The 26372-nt window shown below is 46.8% G+C and carries 39 protein-coding genes; 27 read left to right on the top strand and 12 right to left on the bottom strand.

Annotated features, from left to right (window positions below; translation table 11 throughout):
• Positions 1-34 precede the first annotated feature (34 nt).
• Positions 35-508 (top strand): hypothetical protein, encoded by a 474-nt coding sequence (locus GVY43_RS13155; protein WP_159563401.1) that lies wholly within the window; start codon positions 35-37, stop codon positions 506-508.
• Positions 509-511: 3 nt separating this feature from the next.
• Positions 512-1090 (top strand): NADPH-dependent F420 reductase, encoded by a 579-nt coding sequence (locus tag GVY43_RS13160; protein WP_159563402.1) that lies wholly within the window; start codon positions 512-514, stop codon positions 1088-1090.
• A gap of 39 nt (positions 1091-1129) precedes the next feature.
• Here GVY43_RS13160 and GVY43_RS13165 read toward each other — a convergent pair whose 3' ends face one another.
• A complete protein-coding gene (locus GVY43_RS13165; RefSeq protein ID WP_031424518.1) occupies positions 1130-1465 on the bottom strand; it encodes a TM2 domain-containing protein in 336 nt (111 codons plus the stop codon).
• Positions 1466-1569: 104 nt separating this feature from the next.
• Here GVY43_RS13165 and GVY43_RS16000 point away from each other — a divergent pair, with 104 nt between their 5' ends.
• On the top strand, positions 1570-1728 hold the full coding sequence (locus GVY43_RS16000; RefSeq protein WP_031424520.1) for a hypothetical protein: 159 nt from the start codon (positions 1570-1572) through the stop codon (positions 1726-1728).
• A complete protein-coding gene (locus GVY43_RS13170) occupies positions 1725-2123 on the top strand; it encodes a hypothetical protein (RefSeq protein ID WP_159563403.1) in 399 nt (132 codons plus the stop codon). Before GVY43_RS16000 ends, GVY43_RS13170 begins: the two co-directional genes overlap by 4 nt.
• A 35-nt stretch (positions 2124-2158) precedes the next feature.
• Here the strand turns inward: GVY43_RS13170 and GVY43_RS13175 are convergent, their stop codons facing one another.
• Positions 2159-3394, bottom strand: coding sequence for an MFS transporter (locus tag GVY43_RS13175; RefSeq protein ID WP_201302254.1), 1236 nt, complete (start codon positions 3392-3394; stop codon positions 2159-2161).
• A gap of 100 nt (positions 3395-3494) precedes the next feature.
• Between GVY43_RS13175 and GVY43_RS13180 the strand changes: the two genes are divergently transcribed.
• Entirely contained in the window at positions 3495-5120 is a 1626-nt protein-coding gene (locus tag GVY43_RS13180) for an ABC transporter substrate-binding protein (protein WP_159563405.1), read from the top strand.
• An 11-nt stretch (positions 5121-5131) separates the two neighbouring features.
• Positions 5132-5533, top strand: coding sequence for a hypothetical protein (locus GVY43_RS13185; protein ID WP_159563406.1), 402 nt, complete (start codon positions 5132-5134; stop codon positions 5531-5533).
• A gap of 14 nt (positions 5534-5547) precedes the next feature.
• Here GVY43_RS13185 and GVY43_RS13190 read toward each other — a convergent pair whose 3' ends face one another.
• Together GVY43_RS13190 and GVY43_RS13195 are read right to left on the bottom strand one after the other, a co-directional pair.
• Positions 5548-5757: a YdiK family protein gene (locus GVY43_RS13190; protein WP_015880600.1), complete on the bottom strand. Its 210-nt coding sequence runs from the start codon at positions 5755-5757 to the stop codon at positions 5548-5550.
• Positions 5758-5773: 16 nt separating this feature from the next.
• A complete protein-coding gene (locus GVY43_RS13195; RefSeq protein WP_078146181.1) occupies positions 5774-6469 on the bottom strand; it encodes a CPBP family intramembrane glutamic endopeptidase in 696 nt (231 codons plus the stop codon).
• 213 nt (positions 6470-6682) lie between these two features.
• Here GVY43_RS13195 and groES point away from each other — a divergent pair, with 213 nt between their 5' ends.
• From groES to GVY43_RS13215, 4 genes are all read left to right on the top strand, one after another.
• Positions 6683-6967: a co-chaperone GroES gene (gene groES, locus GVY43_RS13200; RefSeq protein WP_015880602.1), complete on the top strand. Its 285-nt coding sequence runs from the start codon at positions 6683-6685 to the stop codon at positions 6965-6967.
• Between the two features lie 39 nt (positions 6968-7006).
• Entirely contained in the window at positions 7007-8641 is a 1635-nt protein-coding gene (gene groL, locus GVY43_RS13205) for a chaperonin GroEL (protein ID WP_159563407.1), read from the top strand.
• A 198-nt stretch (positions 8642-8839) separates the two neighbouring features.
• Complete coding sequence (locus GVY43_RS13210) at positions 8840-9646, top strand: hypothetical protein (protein ID WP_159563408.1); 807 nt, start codon at positions 8840-8842, stop codon at positions 9644-9646.
• Positions 9647-9763: 117 nt separating this feature from the next.
• A complete protein-coding gene (locus tag GVY43_RS13215) occupies positions 9764-9985 on the top strand; it encodes a TIGR04104 family putative zinc finger protein (RefSeq protein WP_159563409.1) in 222 nt (73 codons plus the stop codon).
• Between the two features lie 59 nt (positions 9986-10044).
• On the opposite strand, the gene GVY43_RS13220 is transcribed toward GVY43_RS13215, so the two are convergent.
• The 3 genes from GVY43_RS13220 to GVY43_RS13230 form a co-directional block, all read right to left on the bottom strand.
• Entirely contained in the window at positions 10045-10752 is a 708-nt protein-coding gene (locus tag GVY43_RS13220) for an ABC transporter permease (protein ID WP_159563410.1), read from the bottom strand.
• A complete protein-coding gene (locus GVY43_RS13225; RefSeq protein ID WP_074034792.1) occupies positions 10749-11597 on the bottom strand; it encodes an ABC transporter ATP-binding protein in 849 nt (282 codons plus the stop codon). The genes GVY43_RS13220 and GVY43_RS13225 overlap by 4 nt, the downstream gene beginning before the upstream one ends.
• Positions 11598-11727: 130 nt before the next feature.
• On the bottom strand, positions 11728-12708 hold the full coding sequence (locus GVY43_RS13230) for a LytTR family transcriptional regulator DNA-binding domain-containing protein (RefSeq protein WP_159563411.1): 981 nt from the start codon (positions 12706-12708) through the stop codon (positions 11728-11730).
• 152 nt (positions 12709-12860) lie between these two features.
• On the opposite strand from GVY43_RS13230, the gene GVY43_RS13235 reads away from it, so the two are divergent.
• From GVY43_RS13235 to GVY43_RS13250, 4 genes are all read left to right on the top strand, one after another.
• The gene (locus GVY43_RS13235; protein WP_159563412.1) at positions 12861-13268 is read left to right on the top strand and encodes a hypothetical protein; all 408 of its coding nucleotides are present in this window, start codon (positions 12861-12863) and stop codon (positions 13266-13268) included.
• Between the two features lie 477 nt (positions 13269-13745).
• Complete coding sequence (locus tag GVY43_RS13240; protein ID WP_159563413.1) at positions 13746-14066, top strand: nucleotide pyrophosphohydrolase; 321 nt, start codon at positions 13746-13748, stop codon at positions 14064-14066.
• The gene (locus GVY43_RS13245) at positions 14063-14260 is read left to right on the top strand and encodes a hypothetical protein (protein ID WP_159563414.1); all 198 of its coding nucleotides are present in this window, start codon (positions 14063-14065) and stop codon (positions 14258-14260) included. The genes GVY43_RS13240 and GVY43_RS13245 overlap by 4 nt, the downstream gene beginning before the upstream one ends.
• A 9-nt stretch (positions 14261-14269) precedes the next feature.
• Positions 14270-14740, top strand: a complete 471-nt coding sequence (locus tag GVY43_RS13250; protein WP_159563415.1) for a hypothetical protein — start codon at positions 14270-14272, stop codon at positions 14738-14740.
• Between the two features lie 179 nt (positions 14741-14919).
• Here GVY43_RS13250 and GVY43_RS13255 read toward each other — a convergent pair whose 3' ends face one another.
• Complete coding sequence (locus GVY43_RS13255; protein ID WP_159563416.1) at positions 14920-15501, bottom strand: cysteine hydrolase family protein; 582 nt, start codon at positions 15499-15501, stop codon at positions 14920-14922.
• Between the two features lie 144 nt (positions 15502-15645).
• Between GVY43_RS13255 and GVY43_RS13260 the strand changes: the two genes are divergently transcribed.
• Both GVY43_RS13260 and GVY43_RS13265 read left to right on the top strand, forming a co-directional pair.
• The gene (locus tag GVY43_RS13260; RefSeq protein ID WP_159563417.1) at positions 15646-16068 is read left to right on the top strand and encodes an Lrp/AsnC family transcriptional regulator; all 423 of its coding nucleotides are present in this window, start codon (positions 15646-15648) and stop codon (positions 16066-16068) included.
• 86 nt (positions 16069-16154) lie between these two features.
• A complete protein-coding gene (locus tag GVY43_RS13265; RefSeq protein WP_159563418.1) occupies positions 16155-16823 on the top strand; it encodes a DUF3841 domain-containing protein in 669 nt (222 codons plus the stop codon).
• A gap of 1 nt (position 16824) precedes the next feature.
• Here GVY43_RS13265 and GVY43_RS13270 read toward each other — a convergent pair whose 3' ends face one another.
• On the bottom strand, positions 16825-17049 hold the full coding sequence (locus GVY43_RS13270; protein ID WP_159563419.1) for a hypothetical protein: 225 nt from the start codon (positions 17047-17049) through the stop codon (positions 16825-16827).
• A gap of 157 nt (positions 17050-17206) precedes the next feature.
• On the opposite strand from GVY43_RS13270, the gene GVY43_RS13275 reads away from it, so the two are divergent.
• Positions 17207-17950, top strand: coding sequence for a nucleotidyltransferase domain-containing protein (locus GVY43_RS13275; RefSeq protein WP_159563420.1), 744 nt, complete (start codon positions 17207-17209; stop codon positions 17948-17950).
• Here the strand turns inward: GVY43_RS13275 and GVY43_RS13280 are convergent.
• Entirely contained in the window at positions 17947-18231 is a 285-nt protein-coding gene (locus GVY43_RS13280; protein WP_159563421.1) for a hypothetical protein, read from the bottom strand. The genes GVY43_RS13275 and GVY43_RS13280 overlap by 4 nt on opposite strands.
• Positions 18232-18308: 77 nt before the next feature.
• On the opposite strand from GVY43_RS13280, the gene GVY43_RS13285 reads away from it, so the two are divergent.
• Positions 18309-19340, top strand: a complete 1032-nt coding sequence (locus GVY43_RS13285; RefSeq protein ID WP_159563422.1) for an FAD-dependent oxidoreductase — start codon at positions 18309-18311, stop codon at positions 19338-19340.
• 41 nt (positions 19341-19381) lie between these two features.
• Here GVY43_RS13285 and GVY43_RS13290 read toward each other — a convergent pair whose 3' ends face one another.
• Together GVY43_RS13290 and GVY43_RS13295 are read right to left on the bottom strand one after the other, a co-directional pair.
• Positions 19382-19813 carry a MarR family winged helix-turn-helix transcriptional regulator gene (locus GVY43_RS13290; RefSeq protein ID WP_031424557.1) on the bottom strand — a complete coding sequence of 144 codons (432 nt, stop codon included), beginning with the start codon at positions 19811-19813 and terminating at the stop codon, positions 19382-19384.
• A 19-nt stretch (positions 19814-19832) separates the two neighbouring features.
• On the bottom strand, positions 19833-21038 hold the full coding sequence (locus GVY43_RS13295) for an MFS transporter (protein WP_159563423.1): 1206 nt from the start codon (positions 21036-21038) through the stop codon (positions 19833-19835).
• A 162-nt stretch (positions 21039-21200) separates the two neighbouring features.
• On the opposite strand from GVY43_RS13295, the gene GVY43_RS13300 reads away from it, so the two are divergent.
• The 9 genes from GVY43_RS13300 (at position 21201) to GVY43_RS13340 (ending at position 26214) form a co-directional block, all read left to right on the top strand.
• Positions 21201-21650: a hypothetical protein gene (locus GVY43_RS13300; RefSeq protein ID WP_159563424.1), complete on the top strand. Its 450-nt coding sequence runs from the start codon at positions 21201-21203 to the stop codon at positions 21648-21650.
• Between the two features lie 13 nt (positions 21651-21663).
• Positions 21664-22122 (top strand): hypothetical protein, encoded by a 459-nt coding sequence (locus GVY43_RS13305; protein WP_159563425.1) that lies wholly within the window; start codon positions 21664-21666, stop codon positions 22120-22122.
• Positions 22123-22131: 9 nt separating this feature from the next.
• Complete coding sequence (locus tag GVY43_RS13310; RefSeq protein ID WP_159563426.1) at positions 22132-22635, top strand: hypothetical protein; 504 nt, start codon at positions 22132-22134, stop codon at positions 22633-22635.
• The gene (locus tag GVY43_RS13315) at positions 22632-23117 is read left to right on the top strand and encodes a hypothetical protein (RefSeq protein ID WP_159563427.1); all 486 of its coding nucleotides are present in this window, start codon (positions 22632-22634) and stop codon (positions 23115-23117) included. The genes GVY43_RS13310 and GVY43_RS13315 overlap by 4 nt, the downstream gene beginning before the upstream one ends.
• Positions 23092-23574: a hypothetical protein gene (locus GVY43_RS13320; RefSeq protein ID WP_159563428.1), complete on the top strand. Its 483-nt coding sequence runs from the start codon at positions 23092-23094 to the stop codon at positions 23572-23574. Before GVY43_RS13315 ends, GVY43_RS13320 begins: the two co-directional genes overlap by 26 nt.
• Before the next feature lie 67 nt (positions 23575-23641).
• Positions 23642-24619 carry a DMT family transporter gene (locus GVY43_RS13325; protein ID WP_159563429.1) on the top strand — a complete coding sequence of 326 codons (978 nt, stop codon included), beginning with the start codon at positions 23642-23644 and terminating at the stop codon, positions 24617-24619.
• A gap of 12 nt (positions 24620-24631) precedes the next feature.
• Positions 24632-25057: a DMT family transporter gene (locus GVY43_RS13330; RefSeq protein WP_159563430.1), complete on the top strand. Its 426-nt coding sequence runs from the start codon at positions 24632-24634 to the stop codon at positions 25055-25057.
• Between the two features lie 11 nt (positions 25058-25068).
• Complete coding sequence (locus GVY43_RS13335) at positions 25069-25728, top strand: Crp/Fnr family transcriptional regulator (protein ID WP_159563431.1); 660 nt, start codon at positions 25069-25071, stop codon at positions 25726-25728.
• Positions 25729-25740: 12 nt separating this feature from the next.
• Positions 25741-26214, top strand: a complete 474-nt coding sequence (locus GVY43_RS13340) for a DMT family transporter (RefSeq protein WP_159563432.1) — start codon at positions 25741-25743, stop codon at positions 26212-26214.
• The last annotated feature ends 158 nt before the right edge of the window (positions 26215-26372 follow it).

The raw sequence follows: 26372 nt of genomic DNA on the forward strand, positions 1-26372 counted from the left end.
CGTCATGTTTTCTACCTAAAAGGAGGAATTTTTCATGGCTAAAAAGGAAAAACAACCGTATCACATCGTCACGTTCACGTTCCCAGAAGAGGCGATTTCGTATCAGGCGTTCAGTAAGCTTAAAAAGTACCATTCGGATGGGCTCGTCGGTTTTGAACAATTGGTCGTCATCAAGCGTGAAGAGAACGGGGCGTTCTCGTTTGAGGATGCGGCGCAGCTCGCACCGGTCAATAAGTCGACGAAAGGTGCGCTCATCGGGATGGCGGTTGGAATCCTTGGAGGTCCGTTCGGTATCCTGTTCGGGACACTCACAGGTGGTCTCATCGGCGGCACGAAAGACGTAAAACATTTACAAGGCATCCAAGACACGTTCAAACGGACGGTCGGTAACATCGAACCAGGTCAGACCGGGGTCATGGCAATCGGAGAAGAATTCGACCCATCGATTTTAGACGGGCTTGCAGAAGAGTATGGAGGAACGGTCACGCGGACAGACGAGGAGCTGTGAATCATGAAACTCGGAATTTTAGGTGCCGGGAAAGTGGGACGCACGCTCGGGGAGCAGTTCGAACGAGCGGGCTATGAGGTGCTGTACGGGACACGGACGGAGCGAGAAGGCACACTGACCTTACAAGAGGTCGCCTCGACGAGCGATGTTCTATTGCTCTGTACACCGTTCGCGGCCGCAGTCGATCTGTTACCGACACTCGACGGACTAAATGGGAAAGTATTGATCGATGTGACGAATCCGATCGCGATAGAGTTTAACGAGGTCGAGCGACCGGACGGGGTGTCGGGTGCGGAATATTTGCAACGACTCATTCCTGATACGAAAGTTGTGAAGGCGTTCAATCAGACAGGGGTCGAGAATTTAGGCGATCCGGATGGCTCCGTCATGTTCGTCGCGGGTGAAGATGAGGAAGCGGTGCGGCTTGTCGTCGAACTATCGAACAAGATCGGCTTCGATACGCATCCGCTCCACGGGCTGAAGCTTGCTCGTGAGTTGGAAGGGTTGGCGTGGCTCTGGATTCATAATGCAGTGAAAGAGCGAAAATCACGGGACTTCGCCTTCTACTTAACAGAACATTAAAAGACGATCGGGGCGATATGCCTCAATCGTCTTTTTTGATTAGAAACCTGTATAGCGATCAGAGCGTGTTTGAAGCAGCTCAATCGTCTCGCGCTCAATCTGCTCGACTTCCCGTTGTTGCCAACCTGGCATGAGGAACGCATCGACGAGTGCCCAAATGCCTGTGATGAATGCACCGAGACCGAGCGTCAAGACGACGAGTAGGAACATGGCGATTCCTGAACCGATTTTTTTGAAATAGAAACGGTGCGCACCAAATGCACCGAGGAAAAACCAGAGCAAGTAGGCGACGAGCAAGCTACGTTTTCGTTTTTCGACTTCGCTGTTCACGAGTAACATTTCTTCTGTCGTCAAATCCATACGCGAATAATTCATAGGACTCCAACTCCCTATCCATAATTGTTATAATGAGTTCGCACTCAAGTATATCGGAAAATGGATTTGTTTCCATGATTTCCTAAAAAGAAAAGAGGTTCTTTATGCTTTTTCCGATTTTGACGTTCATCGTCGCTTTCGTACACGTCGTTGGTGGGGCGGTTGCCCTTTATCAATATCCGCAATATAAACGTATGGCAATCAGTGCCATCGTACTCGGGTTCGTCTACGGTGGATTGACCGTGGCGGTGATTGGATTATGAAGTGGGGGTCAAACGGATCACTTCGTTCGCGTCTTCAAATGCAGAACGGCTATCAGTTAGGGACATACTTATTTTTAGGTCTCATCATTTTTGATTTACTCTTAGGTGACGTTCCAAGAATCTCGTTTGCGATGTATGCCTTGTTCTTTTACTTTTGGCAGCGGGAACGCGTAGAGAAAGAAGAGAAGGGGTTGGCGGAGAAGATGAAGCGGAAGTCGGATGAGTGGACGATCACACTTGTCGTCTTGCTTTGTTTAGTAGGCTATGTGGTCTCCCTTGGACTACAATATCCATCTGTTTCGTTGCTCGAACTGAGCATTTATGGCTTCTCGACAATCTTCTGCATCCGGGCCTTGACCTTGATCTATGCGATGCACCAACAACAGCTCGACTAAAAACCATCCTTCCACTGAGAAAGGATGGTTTTTATTTAGGATGCCGCTCGTCGCAGGACGAGCTTTTCTTTTACATAAATGCCGCTATAGACGAGTAAACAGCCGAAGCTGACCAACAGTCCGATGTAGACGCTCATCATGAACGGGGTGAGAAGCGACCCGATCAAAATCGTCGAGCGTGATAAGAAGTCGGCACCGGCAAATGACGTTCCGGCAAACGCTGAGTACGCACCACGTCGGTCTTCTGGCATCATGTTCGCCTTCTCCGTATTTAATACCGGTGAGTACAATAATTCGCCGAACGTTGCGATGAGCATGAAACCGAGAAGAAGGAACATCGAGTTCGCACTCGTGATGACGGCGTACCCAATCGTGTACAATGCGAGCCCGCCGAGTAGCGTGTGCTTGTTTGAGAAACGGGAGGCGAGACGTTGAATGAAGAACGTCAACGCGACGACGATGAGCGTGTTCTCGATTTGAATGAGACTCATCATCCGCACCCCGTTGATCGTCCATGATTCAATCGAGAGCGGTTCGAATGAATCGGCGAGCCGGACCGCGACATAACTGCCCATTGAGAACTCAGCAGCGAGGATACACATCGAGCCGAAGACGACTTTGACGAACGGGCGGTCACGCCAGGCGATTTGATAACTTTGGAACACGTCGACGAAGACGAGGCGAAGCTTTTGAGAGGTCCACGTCCGTTTCGTGTCCTCGAGGAAGATGGCGTACGCGATCGGCAACATGCTCGACGTGAACGTCAAAATCCAAAATAGTAACAATTGATTGCTGACATAGAGCCAGCCCCCGAGTGCCGTCCCGATCGTGATGGATAAGTTGATCAACCAGTAATCGAGCGCGTACACGGCTTTTCGGTTCTCAGGCGTTGTCGCATCGATGATGATGGCGCTCATCGCAGGCCGCCCGAGGTTGTTCGTGACCGTGAAAATCGTATAGGCGATCATGAAAATGATCATCTGGTCGAACTGAAGACTGAGCGTCATGACGAGAAACATCGATGCTGTGAGACTTGCCGTCAACACGAGAAGTCGCTTTCTTGAAAACTTATCGGCGAGATAGCCCCCGATCAACCCGATCACGTATCCGAGACAGACGAGCGAGATCAAGAAGACGCCCGCGATCCATTCATTGAACGCTTTGACAAAGAGAAGTGCCATGAACGGCATGATGGCGAATGAGACCGAACGATTAAAAAATGATGTTACGAGTCGAACTTTTATTGGTTTAGGTATATCTTTCCATTTCATCTTGTCACCTTCCATTCTGTAACTGTATGATAAACAAGACAACGGATTTGAAAAATGGACGACATGGGGAAATGATGTCCACTTTTAAGGGGGATGTGACGTGGATGCGTATTTATTTCGATTGTGGAAAGAGTGTCGCGATGGGGCGTACACGATTTCTGATATGGCGGAAGCCATTCATTTAAGCCCGAAACAGACGAAGCGTCATTTGGCACGGTGGCAAGAAGAAGGGTGGCTCACGTATACGAGCGGACGTGGACGGGGGAATTTGACGCGTCTCGAATGGTTGCGTCACGTCGAGCGTGATTTAGCCAAACAGCTGCTCGAACGCATGGAGAAAGAGTCAGTCGAGGCAGTGACGAATCAACTGGAGTGGGACTGGTCGCCGGCACAGGCGGGACGGTTCATGCGCCAGCTCGAGAAGAAGTTCGGTTACGTCCAGACGTCGAGTGATGCGCTCATCATCCCGCGCCGTCGTCACTTTTTGACGACACATCCGCTCGAGGCGGCTGACATCCACAGTGCCCACCTCGTCCAGAACGTCTTCAATCGTCTGTTCATGATTGACGCGTCTGGTGAGGTCACAGGGGAGCTTGCGCATCACTATGAATGGCAGGGGAATACGCTCGTCTTGTTTCTTCGGAAAGGGGTCCGATTCCATGACGGGTCGCTCATGACGAGTAAAGATGTGACGAAAAGTTTACGTACACTCGTTCAGTCTGATGCGTATCGGTATATGTATCGGCACGTCCGGCATATTGCATCGAACGGCACGTATCGCGTCGACGTCACGCTCGACCGGCGTCGGAATTCGTACATCCCGAAACTGTCGATGATTCATACGAGTATCGCTAAAGGAAGTGTCGGGACGGGGCCGTTTCAATTGGATCGCCATGACAAGGAGAAGACGGTCCTTCTCGCCTTCGAGAATTATTTCGGGGTGCGGGCGCTCCTCGACCGGGTCGAGTTCATCAAAGTGCCGGACGGATACGATCCGACGTATCGCATCTCATCAAGGGATTCCAAAGAAACCGGACACATCTCGACACCGTCCGGGTTCGGGCTTGTCATCTTGAACAGTCACCCGAATAGTGTGTTCGCCAATGAAGAAGCGAGACATTACATGCATCGATTGATTGCGGAGATTCGACCGGCAATCGGGACACGGAATGAACGGAGAACGCCGAACGACCGAGGGTTTCTCGGTTCGCTGAGCGGGACGTATCGCATTCCAAAAGGAACACCCGTCACGTTCGACCGACCGATTCGAATCAAACAGACGGACTTCACGAACGATACGACCGACTGGATTGCCGAAATGTTAACGCGTCACGGCATTGCTTATGAGTTCGTGCCCATCAGCTTCAAAGATTCAATCCATGACAAGACGTATTATGAATACGTCGATTTGGTCGTTCACGGGGAAGTGTTCGAGCGGAACATCACGCTCGGGTTCGAACAGTTCATGACGAACGAGTACTCGCCCCCGCATAAAGTGTTCCCTTATATAGAGGGGATGGTGGAGCGGGTCAGGCAATATGATGACCTGCCGTTTGAAGACTGGTTGCCGCTGCACCGGGAGATTGAACGCGAGTTGAAAGAAAAGTCGTATTTCATCCCGCTCTATAACGAGGAGCGGACCATTCCGTTCCCGGTCGAACTGAAGGACGTCTGTGTCGACTTGTTCGGCTATTTTGATTTTGCGAAACTATGGATTCCATCATAAGGAGAGATATTGTGCGTAAGAAGTTACTAATTGGGTTTATGATTTTTTTTGTAGGACTGTTTTTGTTTGCGCTATGGGATGGTGTGTTTCTTAGCATGACAATTGTGGGTCTAGGATTCACCATCTATGGTTATCGACACGAAGAGATTGAGAAGCTTGAGGAAAAGGTGAGCAAAAGAATCATGAGACAAGTCGATGCGACACTCATGAACATCACGATTTACGGTTTGCTGGTCATTGGTGTGGTCATTAATTTCTTCTTAGATAAACCACAACTCTCATTGATTGATACCATTTATGTTGCATTAGGTGTATTGTTCGGTCTGCGCGGACTTCTCATTCGAAGTGTCTATCAAGAAGAGATACAGGATCAATCGAAAGTTACAACCATAAGAAAAACCCCGAGCTCATAAGACTCGGGGTTTCATTATGCGGATTTGTCCGTGCCTTCTTTTTTGACTTTTCGGGCGAGTGCCAAGATTTGATACACTTTGAAAAAGTCGTAAGCGGCGACGGCGATGATGAAGTACGTCCAGAAGCTGAAACCGTACTCTTGTACCGAGAAGTACGCGAGGACGGTGAACAACACACCAAACGATAGACTGAAGAGCATCATCACTTTTAATTGTCGCGGCATAACTGCCACCTCATTTCTACATTAAAAATAGTACGAGCATCACGAGCGCGTTGTTAAACGCGTGGATGGCGATCGGAACGATCAATCGTCTTGTCTTCGCATACGCGTAAGAGAACGCGAAACTCATCGCGATATAGACGAGGAAGCGATTGTCTTGGTGGATGAGTGCGAATAAGATCGAACTGACACCAAAGGCGATCCAGAACCCAAAGCGTGCGTTCAAGTTCCCGAACAAAATATGACGGAAAAGAATCTCTTCGATGATTGGTCCGAGCAAGACGACCGGCAAAATCATCAGTGGAATAACTTCCACCATATCAGCGATGTTTTGTGTGTTCATCGATTCGACGAGTTCGCCCGAGATGGCCGTCTCAATCAAGTTCGCCACGATGACGAGCCCGTATTGCATCAAAATCCCGAGCCCGATCCATTTGACCGTGTCGTTCAAGTTCGACTGGATACCTTGGGCTTTGTATTGTTTCAAGTCTGGCCAGATGAGCAAGATTGACAGAACAATCGTCACACCGAATCCGATGGCGAGCCAGAGCCCGACGAACGTTTCTGTTAGCCATTCCGGTCGTACTTCACTGAGGACGAGCGGGAATAGCTGGACGAACGCATATAGTAAAATCGGGGTGAGGTGCCGGAGACGAATGTTAGGCGCCATCGAAAAACGGGTATTTATCGATTGGTTTGAGTTTAGTGTAGCCAATTCAACACGTCCTTAATCATAAGAGTGAACCTACCTTTTTCTCATTGTAACAAATAAGTTCTCTTGACCGCGAGTAAGAGCATTTTTTAATGTTCCCCACTTGATTTTTTAATCGGCTCATACTACACTTATCAATGTTAGCACTCCTTTTAACTGAGTGCTAAAACCTTACGATACACATTACATCATTCATATTCGGAGGAGGGTTTTTCCATGTTAAAACCACTAGGCGATCGTGTCATCATCGAAGTCGTGGAGAAAGAAGAAAAGACGATCGGGGGCATCGTGCTTCCTGATACGGCGAAAGAAAAGCCGCAACAAGGGAAAGTCGTCGCAGTCGGTACAGGCCGCGTGACGGACGAAGGCAAGCGCATCGATCTCGACGTGAAAGAAAATGATTTGGTCATCTACTCGAAGTACGCAGGTACCGAAGTGAAGCATGATGGAAAAGAGTACTTAATCGTTCGCGAGAGCGATATTCTCGCAATCGTAGGCTAAGCACCATTATTCAAAAACTTTTTTAGGGGGAAATGAACGATGGCAAAAGATATCAAATTCTCAGAAGATGCACGTCACGCGATGCTTCGCGGCGTCGACGCACTCGCTGACGCAGTCAAAGTAACGATTGGACCAAAAGGACGTAACGTCGTCCTCGAGAAAAAATTCGGTTCACCACTCATCACGAACGATGGTGTGACAATCGCGAAAGAAATCGAACTCGAAGACCGCTTCGAAAACATGGGCGCGAAACTCGTTGCTGAAGTTGCGTCGAAGACGAACGAAGTCGCAGGGGACGGTACGACAACAGCGACAGTCCTCGCACAAGCGATGATTCGTGAAGGACTCAAGAACGTCACGGCGGGCGCGAACCCGATGATCCTTCGTAAAGGAATCGACAAAGCGGTCACACGTGCGCTTGAAGAGTTGAAAGCCATCTCGAAACCAATCGAGTCAAAAGAAGCGATCGCACAAGTCGCGGCTATCTCGGCAGCGGACGAAGAAGTCGGCGAATTGATCGCAGAAGCGATGGAGCGCGTCGGCAACGACGGTGTCATCACAATCGAAGAATCGCGCGGCTTCACGACAGAACTCGATGTCGTTGAAGGGATGCAGTTCGACCGTGGCTACCTGTCACCATACATGATCTCAGACTCTGACAAGATGGAAGCGTCACTCGACAACCCGTACATCTTGATCACAGACAAGAAAATCTCAAACATTCAAGAAATCATCCCGGTGCTCGAGCAAGTCGTGCAACAAGGGAAGCCGATCTTGATCGTCGCAGAAGATATCGAAGGCGATGCCCTCGCGACACTCGTCTTGAACAAACTCCGTGGTACGTTCAACGCGGTAGCCGTCAAAGCACCAGGATTCGGTGACCGTCGTAAAGCGATGCTTGAAGACCTCGCGACACTCACAGGTGGTCAAGTCATCACAGAAGACCTCGGTTTCGATCTCAAATCAGCATCACTCGACATGCTCGGTCGCGCATCGAAAGTCGTCGTCACAAAAGACACAACGACTGTCGTCGAAGGTGCAGGGAACGAAGACGCGATTAAAGCCCGCGTTCAAACGATCCGTAACCAAATCGAAGAGACAACGTCTGACTTCGACCGTGAAAAACTCCAAGAGCGTCTCGCGAAACTCGCAGGTGGCGTAGCCGTCGTTAAAGTCGGTGCAGCTACGGAGACAGAGCTCAAAGAGCGTAAACTCCGCATCGAAGACGCACTCAACGCGACACGTGCAGCTGTTGAAGAAGGAATCGTTGCAGGTGGTGGTACATCACTCATCAACGTCATCCCAGCCGTTCGTGCGCTCCTTGCAGAAGTGACAGCGGACGAAGCGACTGGTGTGAAACTCGTCCTTCGTGCACTCGAAGCACCGGTCCGTCAAATCGCGGAAAACGCGGGTGAAGAAGGTTCGGTCATCGTCGAGAAACTTAAGAACGAGTCAGTCGGTGTCGGGTACAACGCGGCAACTGGCGAATATGTCGACATGATCGCACATGGTATCGTCGACCCAGCGAAAGTGACGCGTTCAGCACTCCAAAACGCAGCATCTGTCTCAGCGATGTTCCTCACAACGGAGGCCGTCATCGCAGACAAGCCAGAAAAAGATGGCCCTGCAATGCCTGACATGGGCGGCATGGGTGGAATGGGCGGTATGATGTAAGTCATACGCCTTAATGAGAACCATTCATCAGCGAAAGCTGGTGAATGGTTTTTTTGTTTTATATATTGGAAATAAATTAAATACACCCTTTGGCCCTTATTATTTTCTTTTATAGATAATATTTACTTAAATGTAATTAAGAACTTAATTAATGATTACTGGTGGTATAATATAGAAATTAAATAAGGAGGGTTAAAATTGAAAAAAATAAAGCTAATCACATCTCTAGTACTAGTTAGTTCAATTTCTATCTCGAATGTTCAAATGCTTACACCAGTTTCAGCAGAAGAGGAAAAATATAATCTGTTTTCTGAAGTAAATGTGCTTAAAGACACTGACGAAGTTATGATTTATACAGTTAATGAGGAAGGTTCTTTATATAAATATTATGAGTATATAAGTTTATATAAAGTAAAAACGTATAAGTATTTGATTGCAAACAATGAAGAAATACTAGTTGAAAATTTTGAAACGGTTTTTAATTCCGAAGGGAATATAATTGAATCTGAAATAGCAAATCAAACTAGTGAAGTTGACAATTTAGATTATGGAACTACATATAATCAAGTGAGCAGCGTTTCACAAGGTATTTCTTTAGCAAGTGCAAGTGGTAAATGGGTTAAAACTAGTTCGGTTGCCGGTATGAGTTATATTCAATACTCTAATGGGGGAGGATTGGCTAGATACAGTACTATGGAAAAGAAAATACCTAAATACAATACAAAATTTAATGAATATACGAAAAAGGTAGACTCTCTGATTAACATTGAGCGTAGTACTTTGATTAGCGCCTTTGGATTGGGCGGTATCGATGCTCTCATAAAAGCTTTTTCAGGTAAAAAGATGAGTGTGGCAGCAGTGAAAAAATTCGCTTCATCAGTTTTAAAAGGTACAATAGGAGTAGGGACTGCATACAACATAATTGACTATGTTCTTACTTATGATAAAACTCATAAACAATTTTATAGTATCCCGGGAAGTTATTATTATTGGAAGAGACTTTAAAGTATAAGACAAGACTTGAATGGATGTTAGAACATGACATAACCATCTTCAATAATGAATCTTCAAATTGAAACCTACTTATCCTTCATTCGTAATGATCGAAGGAGGGGGGGTTCGATGGCACCACATTGCACGAATTGTCACTATAAATGGAAAATGAAAGAGGTATGGTCACTTGGATTTTCCAAAGACAGAAAAGCATGTCCGAATTGTGGACACACGCAATATATTTCTGGTGAAACTCAGCGTCTATTTACATTAGGCTATTTGAGTCTTCTATTTGTTCCATTTCTTCTATTTCGAATCCGATTAAGCGATGAGAATAATCCATTCCTGTAACAAGGATAACGAAAAACAGGGCTACGATGCGTAGTCCTGTTTTTGTATGGTCTTAACATTCAGTCTGTCTGTTTCCGGTTATACATCACGACACTACCGACGAATGCAGCAAGCGCCCACGCCGTAAGCAAACCGAGCTCTAGCCCGACGGCACCGAAGTTCGCACCGTCGTCCACTTGATGAGCTACATCAATCAAGAGCACGTTCGGTAAATACTCAAGCACTCCGATGATGGCGAAACGATCTTGTAGTGGTAACAACATCGGTGAGAACGAGAAGAAAAAGAACGGCAACATGACAATCAATGAAGCTTCCATGACCGTCTTCGTCATCAAGCCGAACATCGTTCCGATTCCGATATAAAAGAATGTTGAAACGATGAGCGCGAGGGCGATCACAGCCAGATTTTGTGGAGCATAATCCATCAAAAATGACGAGGCTACGATGAGGATCATCGTCGTCACGAATGTGAGAGCGCTCTTTCCGAGCAAGATGTCGAGCGTACTCGCCGGGGACAACATGAGCCCGCGAAGCGTGTTCTTCTCTTTCTCTTCGGCGATCAATGCACACTGCACAAAGATCGCGACGAGGCTGAACGTGATGTTGATGACGAAGTACGTGATATCGACGCCGCCGTCACCGATTCGCGAATAGAAGACGGCGAAGAAGAGCGGCATGATCAAGGTCGACGAGACGAACAAGTTTCGAGACAAATCCTTGTAGTCTTTTTGGAAAATGGCGAGTGCGCGTTTCATTGAAAAAGTCATGATAATTTCCTCCCTGTCACTTCGATAAAGATGTCGCCGAGTGTCGGTTCATTGGAGTGGATCGACGCGATATTTTTAGCACGCATCTGTTTATGGAGCCAGTCCGCGCCTTCGTCGGTTTGTGTCACTTCATGCGTCTGACCGTTGTTCAATTCAACTCGCATCGATCCTGTCGCATATTTCCTGCGCAATACGTTCGGAGCATCGAGTAATTGAATCGACCCTTGATGTAAAAAAGCGACACGGTCACACAGCTCTTCGGCTTCTTGCATGTCGTGGGTCGTTAAAAATATGGTCGTTCCGTTTGCCTTCAACCGTTCAATCCCTTTATAGATATGTCGAGAGTTGACCGGATCGAGAGCCGATGTCGGTTCATCTAGAAACAGGAGCTCTGGTTCATGAAGAAGGGCGCGTGCGAGCGTCACCCGTTGCAGCATGCCTCTAGAGAGTTTGTCGATGCGTTTCTTTCGTTCCCCGCTGAGATTCACCATGTTCAATACCTCATCAATCCGGGTCTTCGGTTCATCATAGAGGTCACAATATAAGCTCAAATTCTCTTCTATAGAAAGTCGTGTATAGAGACCACTATTGTCCGTCAACACGCCGATACGTTTACGGTACTGTTCTTGTTTCAAGTCGGCGACCGGCACACCGAATACGGTAGCATCACCGGCCGTCTGTGCGAGTTGTGACGTCAAGATTTTTATCGTTGTCGTCTTTCCAGAACCACTCGGTCCCAAGAAGCCGAACACTTCTCCTTTTCCAACTGTAAACGTCACATCATGTAACGCTTCCTCGTTTCCAAACAATTTCTTTAACCCGTTCACTTGAATGATTGGTTCCATTCCCGTTCCTCCTTGTCGATGTCATCTTGCTTGCCTCTATCGTATAAGGAATGGGGAAAGACCGCACTCGAATGGCGATAAATGGCGCTCATCAGGAGTTGAATGAAGTGAATAGAACTGTGAATGGAGACTATTTGAGCCCCATCATCGTCTTCAATTCTGCCATTTTTGTCTTAGATAACGGAATTGTTGTCTTCTCTGAATCATCCAAGACGAGACTGAAGCTATTTTTCGTATAGGTGATGACCTCACGGACACGTTGTAAGTTCACGAGATATGACCGATGGCAGCGGAAGAAACCGTACGGAGTCAAACGCGTCTCGAGCTCGTTCATCGTGAAGACGCTCGGGAACTGATCCGATTGACTATGTAGAATCGACTGTCCGTCCTGACTCTCTATGAAGTCGATTTCAGGAGGATCGAGTAAGATAATTTTTTCGTTCACTTTCGTTGGAATCTTCTCGAAACGGACGTGGATAATCTCAGATGAAATTTCCGAATCACCTGCATCTTCTGGTTCCACATCTAACAGGCGCAAGTGACGATGATCAATCCGATAAACGGTCGATGTCATGAAGAGCGCACTCTCCATGTTGCTCGTCAACACGAGGACGGCTTTTTGTCTCGACGTCAATGTCTGTAACGTATCGCGTAAAAGGTGTCGTGTTTCTTGGTCCACGTCTTGATCCGGTTCTTCAAACACATACAGGTCACGGTCTTGGAGAAGCAACGCGGCGTACTGCGTGCGTCTGACAAGGGAACGATTGAGACGGTGGAGGCGGTGCTTGCGGTAAGTCGTGAGTTGGAGTTGCTGCATCACCGATTCGACCGAGTCAGTTGAATCATATAGGCGCTTGGTAAAGCGTAAATATTCCTCGATGGTGAGTCGGTCGTATAAACCGTCCCGGATGGAGAAGAGGGACAGCGTTGAAGCGTGGTCGATGTTCCCGGTATATGTCTTGATCTCCTGACTGATGAGACCGAAAATGATTTCTCGGGAAATGACGCCACAGTGGATAGCCACCAACTCACCTGGGTGGATCGTAAATGAAATGTTTTCGAGAATGAGTGTGTCTTGTTGGTGAACCGAGACATTTTGAAAAGTAAGCACCGAATCCCTCCTACTCTTTAATTACTTTTATATAAATATATGATATAAAGTACTTATTTTCACAGAAATTATTTACCAATTTTTTTATTAATAAATCCATTAATATTGAATTTAATGTAATATATAAGTATATATAAATGAGGTGAAACATAATGAATTTATTTGTCCAATTTGTAGGAGAGATAGTTATCCAGTATTTAGACAAAAAATCCGGAGGGAAAGTTTCAAGAACTATAGAGTCTGCTTCTGAACATATTGAAAAGAAGCATGATATTCATATGAAAAAAGTAGAAAGAAAAGAAGATGAGCTAGATAGAGTTCTTAGTTTAGTGAAATCTCAAAATTTTTCATATGAAACTCTTATAAAAAAGTACCCAGATGCAGGAGGAACATATAAATTAGCGTTGGGTAAAGAAATCAAAGAAAGAAATAAATTAATATCCGAATATGTGAAGAAAATTGAATCTAGTTATTATACTTTGGAGAGTCTTGAAGAACTCCATGATAAATCTGATGGGGAACTAAAAGCTGCTCTAAAGTATGTAATAAATAAAAATTAATAGTAAGGAGAATTCATATGCCTAGTCCTAAAGATACAAAAGGACCGATTGTAAAAACTGGTCCTACCGCCGGAAACGTTAGATCTAAAAATTCGGATGGGAAATGGAGAGCTAAGCGAAGCGATGCTGGAAAATCCCGTACAGCAGAAAATAAGTCTACAAAAAAATAAGTGGAAATAAATTTGTGATAAATAATCTCAAAGAGTAAGGCGTATGACAAGAATATCATACGCCTTACTCTGCTTTATTTTAGCAAGTACAACACCATCTACAATGTCCGCAGTCGTCACAAAGATAATTAAAAGTATCTCCGCATACGTAGCAATAACCACCACGTCGGATTAATTTATATTTCTTTTTTTTAATCATGTAAACACTCCCTTTGAATACATTTAGTTGTACCTTTATTATACATAATTTAACTTTTATATGTAGTTAAAAAGATGATTTATATTAAATGGATTGGATGTGAAGAGTATGAACGAAGTACAACGATTAATGGACGAGGTTATTAGGTTCAGAGATGATCGCGATTGGGCGTTCCATCATAATCCGAAAGACTTAGCACTCTCCCTGTCGCTCGAGGCAAGTGAGTTGCTTGAAGTATTTCAGTGGGTGTCAAGTGAAGAAGCGCTTGAGACGAAGAAGACGGAGATGGAAGAGGAGCTTGCTGACGTGTTGATTTACGCGTTGACGTTCGCTCACGCTGCCGGAATTGATGTCTCGAAAGCAATTGAAGACAAGCTCGTGAAAAACGCAGTGAAGTATCCGGTTTTGAGTGCGGAAGATTCAAGATGAAATCGAATCACCGATTGCTATTCGTCATGTATCTCGTAGCAGGTATATTGAACTTGGCTCTTTTTCTTGCGATTCCCTTATTCCACATAGAACGTGCGAACTGGATGAACGTCATGTTTCCGCTACTAACAATCATCTGGTTTGCGAATGCGTTTGTGCATTGGAGACAGATGAAACGAAAAGTTGTGTCGTGAGGTGAGTGGATGAGTGAAACGAAACAACGCTTCAATCATATGTACGCATCTGGAAAACGCTCGACCCGTCTTGCGATTCAAGTAGGGCTCTTGATTGTCTTCAGTGGTGCTCTGTTTTACTGGAACGATTATCAACGGTTAGCCGAAATGACTTGGTTCATCGGCTTATTTCCGGTCACGGCTTGTATCAAGCTTGTGTTTCGGACGAATACTCTTTTGACATTTAACGAAAGCGTACGATATCGACGACTCGTCTGGTATGAGTGTGCTCTAGGTTTTGGAATGATTGTACTATTTACACTCTTGAGTATGATGATTTTATTTAGAGAAGGTTACGCTTCGGGATTGCTGTTGGCTTGTAGTCTCGTTTTATTTGGTATCGTCGCATCCGAGAGCCTTGACCGCAAATTGAAGCAAGTTGATGCATGTCATGTGACGCATCGATTGTACAGTCGGGGAAAAGCCGGCCAAGTTGATTGAAACACGCAAGATTAGAAAAGGAGAAGGTCATATACCATTACTTGAAGGTAATATAACTTTGCATAGATGGACTGCCCTTTGATTTGTCTTACACGATATCGGCAAGAATACCGGGACGAATGCTGACGTTCGTTTATGCGCTTCAAGGTCAAGCAGGATGACATCAAAAAAAACAGCCTTCATGAGAAGGACTGTACTTCTTTTTGATGAATGAGCTGGAGCGTAGCTTCCGTGGTTTGAATTGATGCAAATTCTTCATTCAAACTAGCGAGCGACACGTCATGGATGACCTCTGCAGGGATCCATGTCCCGCTGATCGATTGTCGATCGAACGTTGCCGTCGCATCGGAGACGACGATTGGACTGAAGCCTAGGTTTCCTGCCATCCGTGCGGTCGTCTCGACACAATGGTTCGTGATTAATCCGGTGATGACCATCTGTGTCGCACCAAGTGCTTCGAGTCGCTCTTGTAAATCCGTTCCGATGAAGGCACTATTCACCTGTTTTGTTAGGATGATATCTTGTTCACGAGGTTGAATGAAGTCTTGGAACAAATGACCGTCTTTTTTGAAATAGAAGAGTGAGGTCGGAACGTTCGTGACATGTTGGACATAGATGAGCGGTTGATTTTGATTTTCCCAAGCTTCAATCAACCGCGCGATATTCTCTTCACATTGTGGATTGTTGCGGTTGCCCCAGCTTGGATCGTGAAAGGCTTGTTGGACATCGATAATGAGTAATGGAACGACTATTTTTTGCATGTTGATTCCCCCTTGAATTGGTTACTTCAAGTGTATGCAACGGAGGAATACAGATACATAGAGGTTTGATGGAAGTTTCAGCGAATGACTTAAGAAAGAACGGATTATGTACCGTTTCACTTTATTTTGAAAGGTGAATGCCAAATGGATGAAATTGATCGTCATATTCTTGAAGTGATGCAACAACAGGCCCGGATTTCGATGACCGAATTAGGACGACAGATTGGATTATCCACGCCTGCTGCGACCGAACGGGTGAAGCGACTTGAAGAACGCGGAGTCATTACAGGATACCGGGCCATCGTCAATCCCGAAAAGATGGACAAACATATGACTGCCTTTATTCTTTACGACACCCATCGTTGTGAGGCGTTCCGTGAATTTTGTCGTCAACAGCCGTCTGTGATCGAATGTCATCGCTTAGCCGGACAATATAGCTATCTCGTCAAAGTGGTGACGGAGAATGTACGCACGTTAGAGACGTTCATCGACGAATCGATGGAATACGGTCGTCCCTCGTCCCTGATTAATCTATCTTCACCTGTATCATTCAGACCCATCATATAATATAACCTGGTTATTTTTTTATCGTAGTTCTTCTGCTGAAATCTTTTAAACTAGCCGAAGAGGAACGATGAAAGGATTGAAAGGCATTGGGAATTTATTATACATACCAGCATGAAGCTGCGTGGCATCAGGCTTTGGAAAAGGGATATCTTGAGGCAAGTGGAGAACACGCACTATTCATGGATCCTGATTTTGAGGATTTTAAAATGTCTTACGATTGGATGGTTGAACAATACGAGAAGCGTACCGGCATCTCATTGAATGGGAACTATCCAATCTGGTGTTGGGACGAGTTTCCCGATTTAGGCAGGGATGGACATATTGATCAAGGTGCGAAAGGAATTGTCTTAACGGTTGAGATTCCAGATGAAGCAATCTTAGCATCAGAATTTCAATATTGGCATATCGTCTTAGGTAACGGATATATTTTTGAAAACTATGACGATGAATATGATGACTTTGAGGATTCATATTTTTCGACTGAAGTTGTTCGGAAGTCATGGGAGCGCATCTTTGACCGTACGTGGTGTGAGGCATCGATCGCGAACCAACCGAATGTCGGTTTGACATATCAGTATGTCACCCATCGTATCGATCTCATGCAAGTTCGAGCTGTCATGCCATTCGTCGGTCGCGGTGACAAATGGTTTGACCGAGTGAGAGGGATTGGATGGCGAATCGGACATAAGCTCGGACTCATTCGATCTAAACCGTTTAAATGGAAAGCGAGATCAGACGAAACGCAGCTAACCTGAGTCAGCTGCGTTTTGTGTTCGAATCTAATTGTTGTTCGATGTGGTCGAGACGTTCGATTAATACTTGTATCTGCTTCGAACGTTCACGTTCCATGAAGAGTTGCTCGTCTGCTCGTTTCTCAGAACGTGCCACGACATTGCGAATCCACAAAATACCGATGATTAGTACAGCGATTGGCAAGACGGTGAAAATGAGTCCGAATAAAAAGACCATGATGAAGTTCATATAGACATACCTCCTTTTCTGCGTCTTCATTATACTTCCAAATATAACCTGTTTGAAAGGGGGAACCGTGGCATTTCAAATCCGACATGCATAAACGAAAAAAAGGAGTTCGATACATCATGACGTTTACTACATTTCAACGAGTCGGTACGTATCTATGAAACGGCCGACCCGACTTGGTACGGACGATGCGGGTTATGTCATCAACCAGACGTCCATCCATCATATACAGCCTGAGTTTGAAACTGTCCTTTTTAAAGCAATCGAATTGGTGAAAGAAGCATTCGATGAACAGCTACACAGCATATATCTTTATGGAAGCATCGGTCGCGGGACAGCTGTTGCTGGGCAATCGGATCTAGATTTGACGGTGCTCGTGCATGAGGACGTCGATGCGACAGAATTGGTGGAGCAGACGGAGCAATTGCTAATGCAACATCCGGAAGTCATTAAAATCGATTATGACATCGGGCGTCTAGATGTGGCACTGGATCCGGCGAATCGTTTTGAATGGGGCTTTTGGCTAAGACATCTTTGTACATGTGTGGACGGGGAAGATGTCTCGATTCAATTCCCGCGCATGAAGCCGGATGTTCGTGTGAGTGAGGCGTTGAACCAGGACTTGATTTCTTCAATTGAAGCAGCCAAGTCGAAATTGCTTCGTGGACAGATGTCTCATCTGGAGAAACGCTCCATCGTGAAGCGCGTCATCCGAGGTTGGTATTTAACGATCAACGTGAAGGACGAGAGTTTTGCGGCGACTGTAGAAGCGTGCTTGGCGATTTTAAAACTTTATTTCTCGGAAGATCCGCGAGTAGAGCAAGGAGAAGTGCTGTTGAGACAAGATGACATCACAAATCAACAGCTTCTAGACTATTTGAATGAAATAGATTGGATTTAATGATGTCGCTCCTCGATTGGGATATATCCGTTCGGTCGTCTTCGCTTCACGTCTGTGTCAAAGAAGAAATAAGGGACATATAAAGCACTTGATACGTACATAATGATGACAAATTCGATTGCGGTCGAACATTGAATGAGGTCGAATAAAAATAGAGACCATATGGGATATGAAACGAGACACATCGCCACAGTCATCCGACCCTTAGTTTGAATAAAACGGTACAAAATGCGCATCAATACGATATAAGGGAAGAATAGATAATAGAACATATTTTTCAATTAATGTCGTCCTTTCATATGTAAAACCATCTATCTCAGTATAATCGAGGAGAGACGGACGACAAAGGAGAATCCACATGAAATCAATCACCATCATCGGAGCTGGTGTCAGCGGACTTTATACTGCGACCCAACTTCATCAAAAAGGATATGACGTCACCATCTTTGAGGCACGTGATCGTATTGGTGGTCGTATCTTGACGAAGGACGGCTATGACCTCGGACCGACATGGTATTGGCCGGATACGGAGAAGACCATCTCTAAACTCGTGGATACACTCGGACTCGAGTCATTTGTTCAACATACGACAGGACACATGGTGCTCGAACGTCAAACGACGACCGCACCGGAACGACATGTGTTACCGGAAGAAAGCATCGTCTTATCCAAGCGTTTAGTCGGTGGGATGACGAGTCTGGTGGAAGCTCTGCATGCGAAGTTGCCCGATGACATCGTTCGGCTTGGGCATCGCCTGACCTCGATCGAGCGACAGTCGGACCGAGTCCAACTGACGTTTCAAAATGGTTCGGTGCATCACACGGACGACGTGATCCTTGCGATTCCACCCCGTCTCGTTGCGGAAGTGGCAATTGAACCGGCATTGTCAGCGCAAACGCGAAAAGCGCTCAAAACGACTCCCACATGGATGGCTTCTCAGGCGAAAGCGCTCATCGTATACGAGACACCGTTCTGGCGAGAAGAAGGTCTGTCTGGCTTTGGGATGAGCTGGGTCGGTCCACTTCAAGAGATTCATGACGCTTCTCTGATAGATGGACCAGGTGCGCTGTTCGGATTTTTCCGTCTGTCACCGGGAGAACGGGAAGCGTTAGGAGAAGGACAAGTAAAGACGCGTGTCATCGAACAACTGGAGAAGCTGTATGGTCCGAAAGCGAATGACTTCTTGCGATTTCACTTTATGGACTGGTCGACAGAATCAGAGACAGCGACATCTGACGACCTCCTGCCGCTCACAGCATTCCCGGCTTACGGTCCGATTGAGCTCGGAGACCGTCTCCATTTGATTGGTTCGGAGACGGATACGCAGTTCGGGGGACATATCGAAGGGGCATTGCGGTCGGCGAATCGAATCGTAAAAGGGTTGGTATAAAGAAAAAGACAAATCGTCCGACTAGCGGCGATTTGTCTTTTTCATTTGAATTTCTGAATCATCAACGCGAGCGAACGGTTGATCATCTTCATCTCGTCATCCTCAAGGACGGAGAACATCTCTTCAGCGAGGCGCTCTTCAATCGCATCGATTTGTTTCGAGTACGCCAGACCGTTCGGACCAAGTCGGATGAAGCTTTCTCGAAGGTTCTCAGGATTCTTTTCCCGCGCGACGAAGTCACGTTGCTCGAGCACTTTGAGCACCTGACTGACGGCACTTTTTGAGATGGACATCTTCGTCGCAATCTCCGTCGTCGTCCACGTCTCTTGGCGTTTAAAGAGAAGCAACATCTGTTCTTGTTGATAGCTCAGCTCGAATTCGTTCAGTTCCGTGAAATATTTCGTGAACAACAAGTCCAGCTCATCGATTTGACGATACATCGTGAGGACTTGTTGCTTTCGTGTTTCATTCAACGTGTCATTCATCCTTTCTTTACGGTGTCCGTCGGAACGTTTCGCTCCGGAGATATAAGAGGACACCACACACTAATCCGATTATACCAAATGCCAATAAGAGCGTTTGAATCGGCACAGCCAGGGCGACAAGAATCGATAAGATGGCGAACGCGATCGGTTCCAGGCCAGAAGCGGCGAGTGACATGATGCTCATGACGCGTCCAATTTTGTCAGAGTCGCTTTGTTCCTGCATGATGGTGACGGTCGGCAAGTAGACGAGCATAATCATAAATCCGCTCATAGAAGCCGCGACGGCGAGAAGTGGAATCGATTGAACTTGCGTGTAGAGGAAGAAGGCGCCGAGTGTCAGAAACAGTGCGCGGAAGACGAAGCGTCCACGATGAACGGTCCGCAGGAATAGAATCAGGAAGCTTGCGACGAACGTCCCGACTGCGAGCCCCCCTTCGATGATACTTAAATCAAAAGCCGTCCCTCCGACCGCACCAACGAGAATCGGGATACTCATGATGAGTGGTCCCATGACGAACAAGTTGACGATGGCAATGGCGAACGTCCCACTACGTAACACAGGTGTTTGCGATACGTAACGAATGCCCTCTTTCAAATCAACGAGTACATCTTTCGGTGAGAGCGGCGCGACCTCGGGAATGTGATCTTGAATCAGCCGCGGCATGATCAAAATCGCAGAGATGAAGATCAAGGAAGCCGCTGTGCCGAAACTGAGACCAAAACTTCCCCACGTCAGTAGGATCCCTGCAAGGAACGGGCCGATGACGAACATCAACTCGAGCGACCCTTGGAAAAGGGAGTTCGCCCGTTGCAACTGTTGACCTGATACGATTGAAGGCATAAGTGATGACAGTGCCGGGTAAGACATGCCATCTAAAAGACCAAACAATACGGAGATGATCAAGAGGGCTGTCACCGAATACGCGTCAGCGAAATGGAGCGCAACGACAATTAACATCAACACGCCTTGTCCGATATTTGTTAAGCATAACAAGCGACTCTTTTGGAATCGATCGGCGAACACACCGCCGAACACCATCATGACGACACGCGGCAACGAGACCGCAGTCAAGATAATCCCGAGAAGCGTTGGTTGCTTCAACACATCGATCGTCAACCACGAGACGCTCAAGAAGAAAATCGAAAACCCGAGCGTGAGCGTCATTCCGGATAACCAGGTAAACATAAATCGGGAATTGTTCAATAAACCCATGTTAATAACCTCTTACTTTCATTCTTTAAAATATAGTTAAGTTAACTAAACTATAAGGCGAGAAGTTCATATCGTCAAGAAACATGACTTTGGTACGAAAATGTAAAATAACGGAACTTTTCTCGTGTTCATACCGTATAGTGGAATAAGAGGTGAATCAAGATGAATAAGCAAGAACGACTACATATAATCAAACAATCAAATCGAAAGCGACTTTTGCAACGACTTTTTCTAGCAATTCCAGCTGCTCTCGCGGTCTACTTTTTAATACGAACGGACGGGAATATTTGGGTTGGGTTCGCCATTATCGGCGGAGTGTTACTTGCGACTCGTTACTTCTTTTCGCATGAAGCAGAGACGATCAGTCAATTGTCGGAGCAAGAACAGGTGAAACGTGTTGTGATACTGCAGTATCATCTGGACTTCCTCTTTATCGCATTGCTAGGACTCGTCAATCCGCTAGCCATTCGAATCATGGAATGGTCTTGGATTCCAGCGGTTCTTATCGGTGGGACATTGCTTTATATCTTATGGTCTCAAGAGAAGCTCGATCAACAAATCCGCTGGCTCGATCCGGAGCAACCGACACGTCGCGAGATTCGACGATTCTGAAAGGATGAATGAGATGAATAAACAAGAACGGATTAATACGATTTATCGTTATCAACAGCGTTGGCTCTTTTGGAGAATGGGACTGGCAGCTCTTACCGGGATGTTCGTCTTTCTTGCACTTCAGTCTGACGGTGCGTCAAAGTATATCATTCCATTAGGGGTCACATTAGCAGGCATGTTGTTCGCCATCGGACGAGAGCGGCGCTTCGTCAGGAAGTTGACCGCTGTAGAACAAGCAAAGCGCATCATCGATTGGCAGTATGTGTCGGAGATGGGACTCCTCGTCTTGTTGGCAATTCTTTTCCCATTAATCGTCTTGATTAACTGGCCGGCATGGTCGCTTTTCGTCGTCTTTTTAGGCGGGGTCATCTTATTGCAAGTCGCACAGAAAATGCTCGACCGGCAGATGCCGCAGTATGACGAAGAACAGCCGATGCGCCGCGAAATCAAACTCGACTTCGTGAAAGACTGAGGTGATACCGTGGACAAAGCAGAGCGATTTGAAAGAATTGAACAGTTTGAGAAACGATATACTCGTCTCAACATCATCGTGAGCGTAGTCATGCTAGGCGTATCCATCTATTTTCTTTCGACATGGAGTCCGTATAGCATTCTTTTACCCGGTGTCGCACTTCTCTATACGACATGGCTTGAATGGAGGAAGATGATATTACAGCAATCCTTCAACGAATCGACACGCTATCATCGTCTATTGCGTATCGATTTTTCTGTCATGTTGATGAGTTTGATCTGGTTCACGATTTTGATTGGGTTGCATTTCAACGGAATCGATATCTTACCGTGGATGAGTTGGACGCTACTAATCGGCGGACCGTGTCTCATATTGATTCCACTTTGGATTGATCGAAAACAGTCCGCGCTTGATGAGCACCACGTCACATCAGGCGAGTGGGCTCGGTCAAACCGGGAACGTTTGAAACATACGTTAGATGATATTTCAAGGAAAGGTCGTAAGCAGTCATGACAAAGAAAGAACGGATTCAAGTAATCGGAGGATATCGGCAGTCACGAGAAACCCTCCACCTTTGGCTCACAGGAGCCCTTATTTTTTGTAACAGTTTTGTGCTCGGCTTTGACACATGGTGGATATGGGGAATCGGTTCGGTCCTCACGGCTGTCCTACTCATAGGACTGACGATCAAAGAAGGACGTGTCTTACAGATTTTCACGGCAGGTCGAGGCATCTTGCTGACAAAACGTTTGTATCGCCTCTATTCTTACTGGATTGGAGCGGTCACAGTAGCGGTTCTCTTCAGTCGTCTGCAAATTGCACCCGTCGCATGGATTATCTTCGGTCTAAGCATCGTCATGTTAGCATGGACGCACTATCAGACCGTCCAACAATTGCGACAAGCCGACCCGGAGCAACCAACACGAGATGAGGTGACAAAGCATTACCGCTCGTATGAAAGGAGTACATATGCTGACGAAAGAAAAGCGAATTGAACAATTGATGGAGCAAGATGACAGTCATTGGCGTTGGGGGTGGGGCGTCGCCATCGCGACGGTCGTGATGACGCTCGTGATTGCCACGCAGTCCAAACTCTATGCTCCACTCCTCGTCTTCATCAGTTTCTTTCCGTATCTCTGTTTTGAGTGGCGGAAGACAAAACTGCTCCTGACCTTTAACGAGGATGCGCGTTACCAACGTCTGGTGTATACAGACTTTGGCATCCAGTGGCTCTGCTTCGTATTGACCATCTGCTTGTTGGCTGCCTATTATGCCGACTCGTTGTCTCCCGTCGTCGCCATTGCCGGGCTGTTCGGAATCGGTGTGATGTCGATTCTGGCACCTTATGTCATCAATCGAAACTTACAATCACTCGATTCGCATCATGTACGAGGGAAAGAATTGCGTGAAGCGCGCGATCAACGCTTCCGTGAATCCAAAACGAACGCCTGAGAAGGGTTCGTTTTTTGTTTGAGGACATCGGTCCTTTTCTTCTTCGGTACGGAGGCGTAAGCTGACAATGTACACAGAACTACTAGAAGAATCGAGGAAGACATTCATGTTAGCTATTTTGATTGGATTGACGATTGGGATTTTATTGCCGATGCAGACGAGTGTCAACTCACGTTTGCGTCAGGTGGTCGGCTCCCCGTTCGTTGCATCTTTTTTATCGTTTATGGTAGGGACGATCTTTTTGTCCCTTTTGCTCTTATTGACCGGACAGTCATTCGGGTTTGACGGCTCGGTGATTCAGGAAGGTCCGGGTTGGATGTGGATTGGCGGACTGTTAGGGGTCTTGTTCTTAACGGGAAATATCTTGCTGTTTCCAAGACTCGGGAGTGTCCAGACGGTCATCATGCCGATTTTTGGACAGATTTTGATGGGGTTGTTGATTGACCATTTCGGTTGGTTCCATTCTGTCGAACATCCAATTACGGCGCTTCGTTTGTTCGGAGTCGTGCTCGTCTTATTAGGAGTCATCGGAACGGTCGCTTTATCCGACTGGCTCAACCGCCGAAGAGGCAAGCTGGTCGTCTCCATGGAAACGGACACGGGGAATCTGAACCTGTGGCGACTGTTTGGGATTTTCACAGGGATGATGAGTGCCACGCAAACGGCCATTAACGGCTATTTGGGAACGGTGCTCGAATCGTCACTGAAAGGGGCATTGGTCTCTTTTGTTGTCGGAACGTTGGCGCTCTTACTCATTTTACTCGTCTCACGCCAACCGGTTCCGCTCGGTCAACTGAAAGGTCAACCGTGGTGGATTTGGCTCGGTGGGATCATTGGGGCGCTCTTCATCGGAGGAAACGTCCTCATCGTACCGATTGTCGGGACAGGGATCGCTGTCATCATCGTCATTGTCGGACTGTTATGCGGTAGCTTACTGATTGACCGTTTCGGTTGGTTCGGAGCGAAGAAGAACCCGGTCACTGGTGTGCAAATCATCAGTCTGATTGTCATGGTCATTGGAATTGTATTGATTCGTTTATCTTAAGGGGGGAGAACGATGCGGGGAGTGTTATTTGCAATCAGCGGAGGCTTTTTTCTAACGTTACAAAGTGTTGCGAATGCGCGAATCAGTTCGCAGATTGGGACGTGGCAAGCGGCGACGTTGACACAATTCACAGGATTCGTCGTCGCACTTCTCGTCATGCTGGTGCTCTGGGACCGCACGTATGTCGAGATGCGGCACGTGAAGCCGCTCTATTTATCTGGTGGGGCATTTGCGGCGATTATCTTATTTAGTAATATGACGGCCGTCCACGAGCTCGGGGTCACGCTCACGATTTCCTTGTATCTCATCGCACAGTTGGCGCTCGCACTCGTCATCGACTGGCGCGGCTGGTTCGGAATGGTGCGACGGAAGTTGAACGGGATGCAGTTGTTCGGGGTGTTCATGATGATCGCAGGAGTCATTTTATTAAAATGGTAGGGGGAACGTGCATGGTTGACGCGTATGTGAAGCAATTTGAATTGACTGTCTTACCTGTCGCTGCGCAGAACGAATTGCAGCTCGTCCGATACGAGCCGGGGGACGTCATCTGTACGCAAGGTGATGAAGCAGAACATCTCCGTTTCTTAGTGAAGGGGAAGATTCGCGTTTCCCATACTTCCGCTACCGGGAAGCGCCTCGTCCTCTCCTTCAAATATCCGCTCGATTTGATCGGGGACATCGAATATATTCAGCGGACCCCGTTTTTGAATACGGTCGAGGCGGTCACGTCAGTCGAGATGCTTGTCATTCGCTTCGAGGATTTGGTTCGACATGCCCACCACGATGTTGCGTGGTTACACTATTTATTAGAAGAGATCACAAGAAAATTTGAACGAAAATCTCAATCACTCAGCTTCAACTTGTTTTACCCTGTCGAAGTGCGCTTGGCGAGTTATCTGTTATCGATGACGCCGAATGACCAAACACTCGGCTCGACTGTCGACCAATTGACGGATATCGCTGATTTGATTGGGACGAGTTATCGTCATGTGAATCGGACGCTCCGGCGTTTCGTTGAGGCAGGAGTGATTGAACGAAATCGGCGGGTAATCACGCTCGTCGATCGGGAAGGTTTGTTGGAGATTGTCGGGGAGAGCATTTATGAATAGGAGGGGAGAATCATGGTGATTGGCATGATGCTTGCCATCTTCGGCGGGATGCTCGTCTGTGTGCAAAACACGTTTAACGCCAACGTCAAGAAGCGTGTCGGAGCATGGGCGACGACGACGCTCGTTCTCTGTCTTGGATTTTTAGCATCGCTACTCATTGGGTTGTTTCAAGAAGGTGGTGGCTTGTTCCGAGTAGAGGAGATGGAGACATGGTACTGGTTCAGCGGAATCCTCGGCGTCGGGGTCGTCATGAGTGTGACGCAAGGGGTTGAGCGCCTCGGGCCGAGTTACGCGATCTCAATCGTTATGGTGTCTCAAATCTTATTCGCGCTCCTCTGGGATACGTTAGGGTGGTTCGGATTGACGGCCGTCCCGTTCACATGGAAAACGGTCGTCGGGATTGTGTTAATCGTTGGTGGGGTGCTCGTATTTCAGTTGAGTGGAAAGGTAAAACCAACTCGCGCGTCGATGAATCGAGCGAGTTAAATGTTAAAAAGAAGTTCCACGTTTTGAACAAGTTTGTCCATGCTGCTGTCGATTCAGTTGAGTATGACAGATTGGGTCCATCACCGTTGACTTCTATTCCGTTGATTGACCAGATGTAACCAAAACTTTTGACTCATTAGGAAAAAAAGGATAAAAAG

This window comes from Exiguobacterium sp. 8H, assembly GCF_902506255.1.
GTDB lineage: Bacteria > Bacillota > Bacilli > Exiguobacteriales > Exiguobacteriaceae > Exiguobacterium > Exiguobacterium profundum.

Bases quoted from the DNA above. Each gene is read 5' to 3' on its own strand.
- GVY43_RS13330 (WP_159563430.1), top strand. From the start codon at position 24,632: ATGCGGGGAGTGTTATTTGCAATCAGCGGAGGCTTTTTTCTAACGTTA.
- GVY43_RS13160 (WP_159563402.1), top strand. From the start codon at position 512: ATGAAACTCGGAATTTTAGGTGCCGGGAAAGTGGGACGCACGCTCGGG.
- GVY43_RS13300 (WP_159563424.1), top strand. From the start codon at position 21,201: ATGAATAAGCAAGAACGACTACATATAATCAAACAATCAAATCGAAAG.
- GVY43_RS13340 (WP_159563432.1), top strand. From the start codon at position 25,741: ATGGTGATTGGCATGATGCTTGCCATCTTCGGCGGGATGCTCGTCTGT.
- GVY43_RS16000 (WP_031424520.1), top strand. From the start codon at position 1,570: ATGCTTTTTCCGATTTTGACGTTCATCGTCGCTTTCGTACACGTCGTT.
- GVY43_RS13285 (WP_159563422.1), top strand. From the start codon at position 18,309: ATGAAATCAATCACCATCATCGGAGCTGGTGTCAGCGGACTTTATACT.
- GVY43_RS13220 (WP_159563410.1), bottom strand. From the start codon at position 10,752: ATGACTTTTTCAATGAAACGCGCACTCGCCATTTTCCAAAAAGACTAC.
- groL (WP_159563407.1), top strand. From the start codon at position 7,007: ATGGCAAAAGATATCAAATTCTCAGAAGATGCACGTCACGCGATGCTT.
- GVY43_RS13245 (WP_159563414.1), top strand. From the start codon at position 14,063: ATGAAATCGAATCACCGATTGCTATTCGTCATGTATCTCGTAGCAGGT.
- GVY43_RS13240 (WP_159563413.1), top strand. From the start codon at position 13,746: ATGAACGAAGTACAACGATTAATGGACGAGGTTATTAGGTTCAGAGAT.
- GVY43_RS13190 (WP_015880600.1), bottom strand. From the start codon at position 5,757: ATGCCGCGACAATTAAAAGTGATGATGCTCTTCAGTCTATCGTTTGGT.
- GVY43_RS13320 (WP_159563428.1), top strand. From the start codon at position 23,092: ATGCTGACGAAAGAAAAGCGAATTGAACAATTGATGGAGCAAGATGAC.
- GVY43_RS13215 (WP_159563409.1), top strand. From the start codon at position 9,764: ATGGCACCACATTGCACGAATTGTCACTATAAATGGAAAATGAAAGAG.
- GVY43_RS13315 (WP_159563427.1), top strand. From the start codon at position 22,632: ATGACAAAGAAAGAACGGATTCAAGTAATCGGAGGATATCGGCAGTCA.
- GVY43_RS13305 (WP_159563425.1), top strand. From the start codon at position 21,664: ATGAATAAACAAGAACGGATTAATACGATTTATCGTTATCAACAGCGT.
- groES (WP_015880602.1), top strand. From the start codon at position 6,683: ATGTTAAAACCACTAGGCGATCGTGTCATCATCGAAGTCGTGGAGAAA.
- GVY43_RS13335 (WP_159563431.1), top strand. From the start codon at position 25,069: ATGGTTGACGCGTATGTGAAGCAATTTGAATTGACTGTCTTACCTGTC.
- GVY43_RS13275 (WP_159563420.1), top strand. From the start codon at position 17,207: ATGAAACGGCCGACCCGACTTGGTACGGACGATGCGGGTTATGTCATC.
- GVY43_RS13170 (WP_159563403.1), top strand. From the start codon at position 1,725: ATGAAGTGGGGGTCAAACGGATCACTTCGTTCGCGTCTTCAAATGCAG.
- GVY43_RS13155 (WP_159563401.1), top strand. From the start codon at position 35: ATGGCTAAAAAGGAAAAACAACCGTATCACATCGTCACGTTCACGTTC.
- GVY43_RS13325 (WP_159563429.1), top strand. From the start codon at position 23,642: ATGTACACAGAACTACTAGAAGAATCGAGGAAGACATTCATGTTAGCT.
- GVY43_RS13225 (WP_074034792.1), bottom strand. From the start codon at position 11,597: ATGGAACCAATCATTCAAGTGAACGGGTTAAAGAAATTGTTTGGAAAC.
- GVY43_RS13175 (WP_201302254.1), bottom strand. From the start codon at position 3,394: ATGAAATGGAAAGATATACCTAAACCAATAAAAGTTCGACTCGTAACA.
- GVY43_RS13270 (WP_159563419.1), bottom strand. From the start codon at position 17,049: ATGAACTTCATCATGGTCTTTTTATTCGGACTCATTTTCACCGTCTTG.
- GVY43_RS13165 (WP_031424518.1), bottom strand. From the start codon at position 1,465: ATGAATTATTCGCGTATGGATTTGACGACAGAAGAAATGTTACTCGTG.
- GVY43_RS13295 (WP_159563423.1), bottom strand. From the start codon at position 21,038: ATGGGTTTATTGAACAATTCCCGATTTATGTTTACCTGGTTATCCGGA.
- GVY43_RS13250 (WP_159563415.1), top strand. From the start codon at position 14,270: ATGAGTGAAACGAAACAACGCTTCAATCATATGTACGCATCTGGAAAA.
- GVY43_RS13235 (WP_159563412.1), top strand. From the start codon at position 12,861: ATGAATTTATTTGTCCAATTTGTAGGAGAGATAGTTATCCAGTATTTA.
- GVY43_RS13260 (WP_159563417.1), top strand. From the start codon at position 15,646: ATGGATGAAATTGATCGTCATATTCTTGAAGTGATGCAACAACAGGCC.
- GVY43_RS13255 (WP_159563416.1), bottom strand. From the start codon at position 15,501: ATGCAAAAAATAGTCGTTCCATTACTCATTATCGATGTCCAACAAGCC.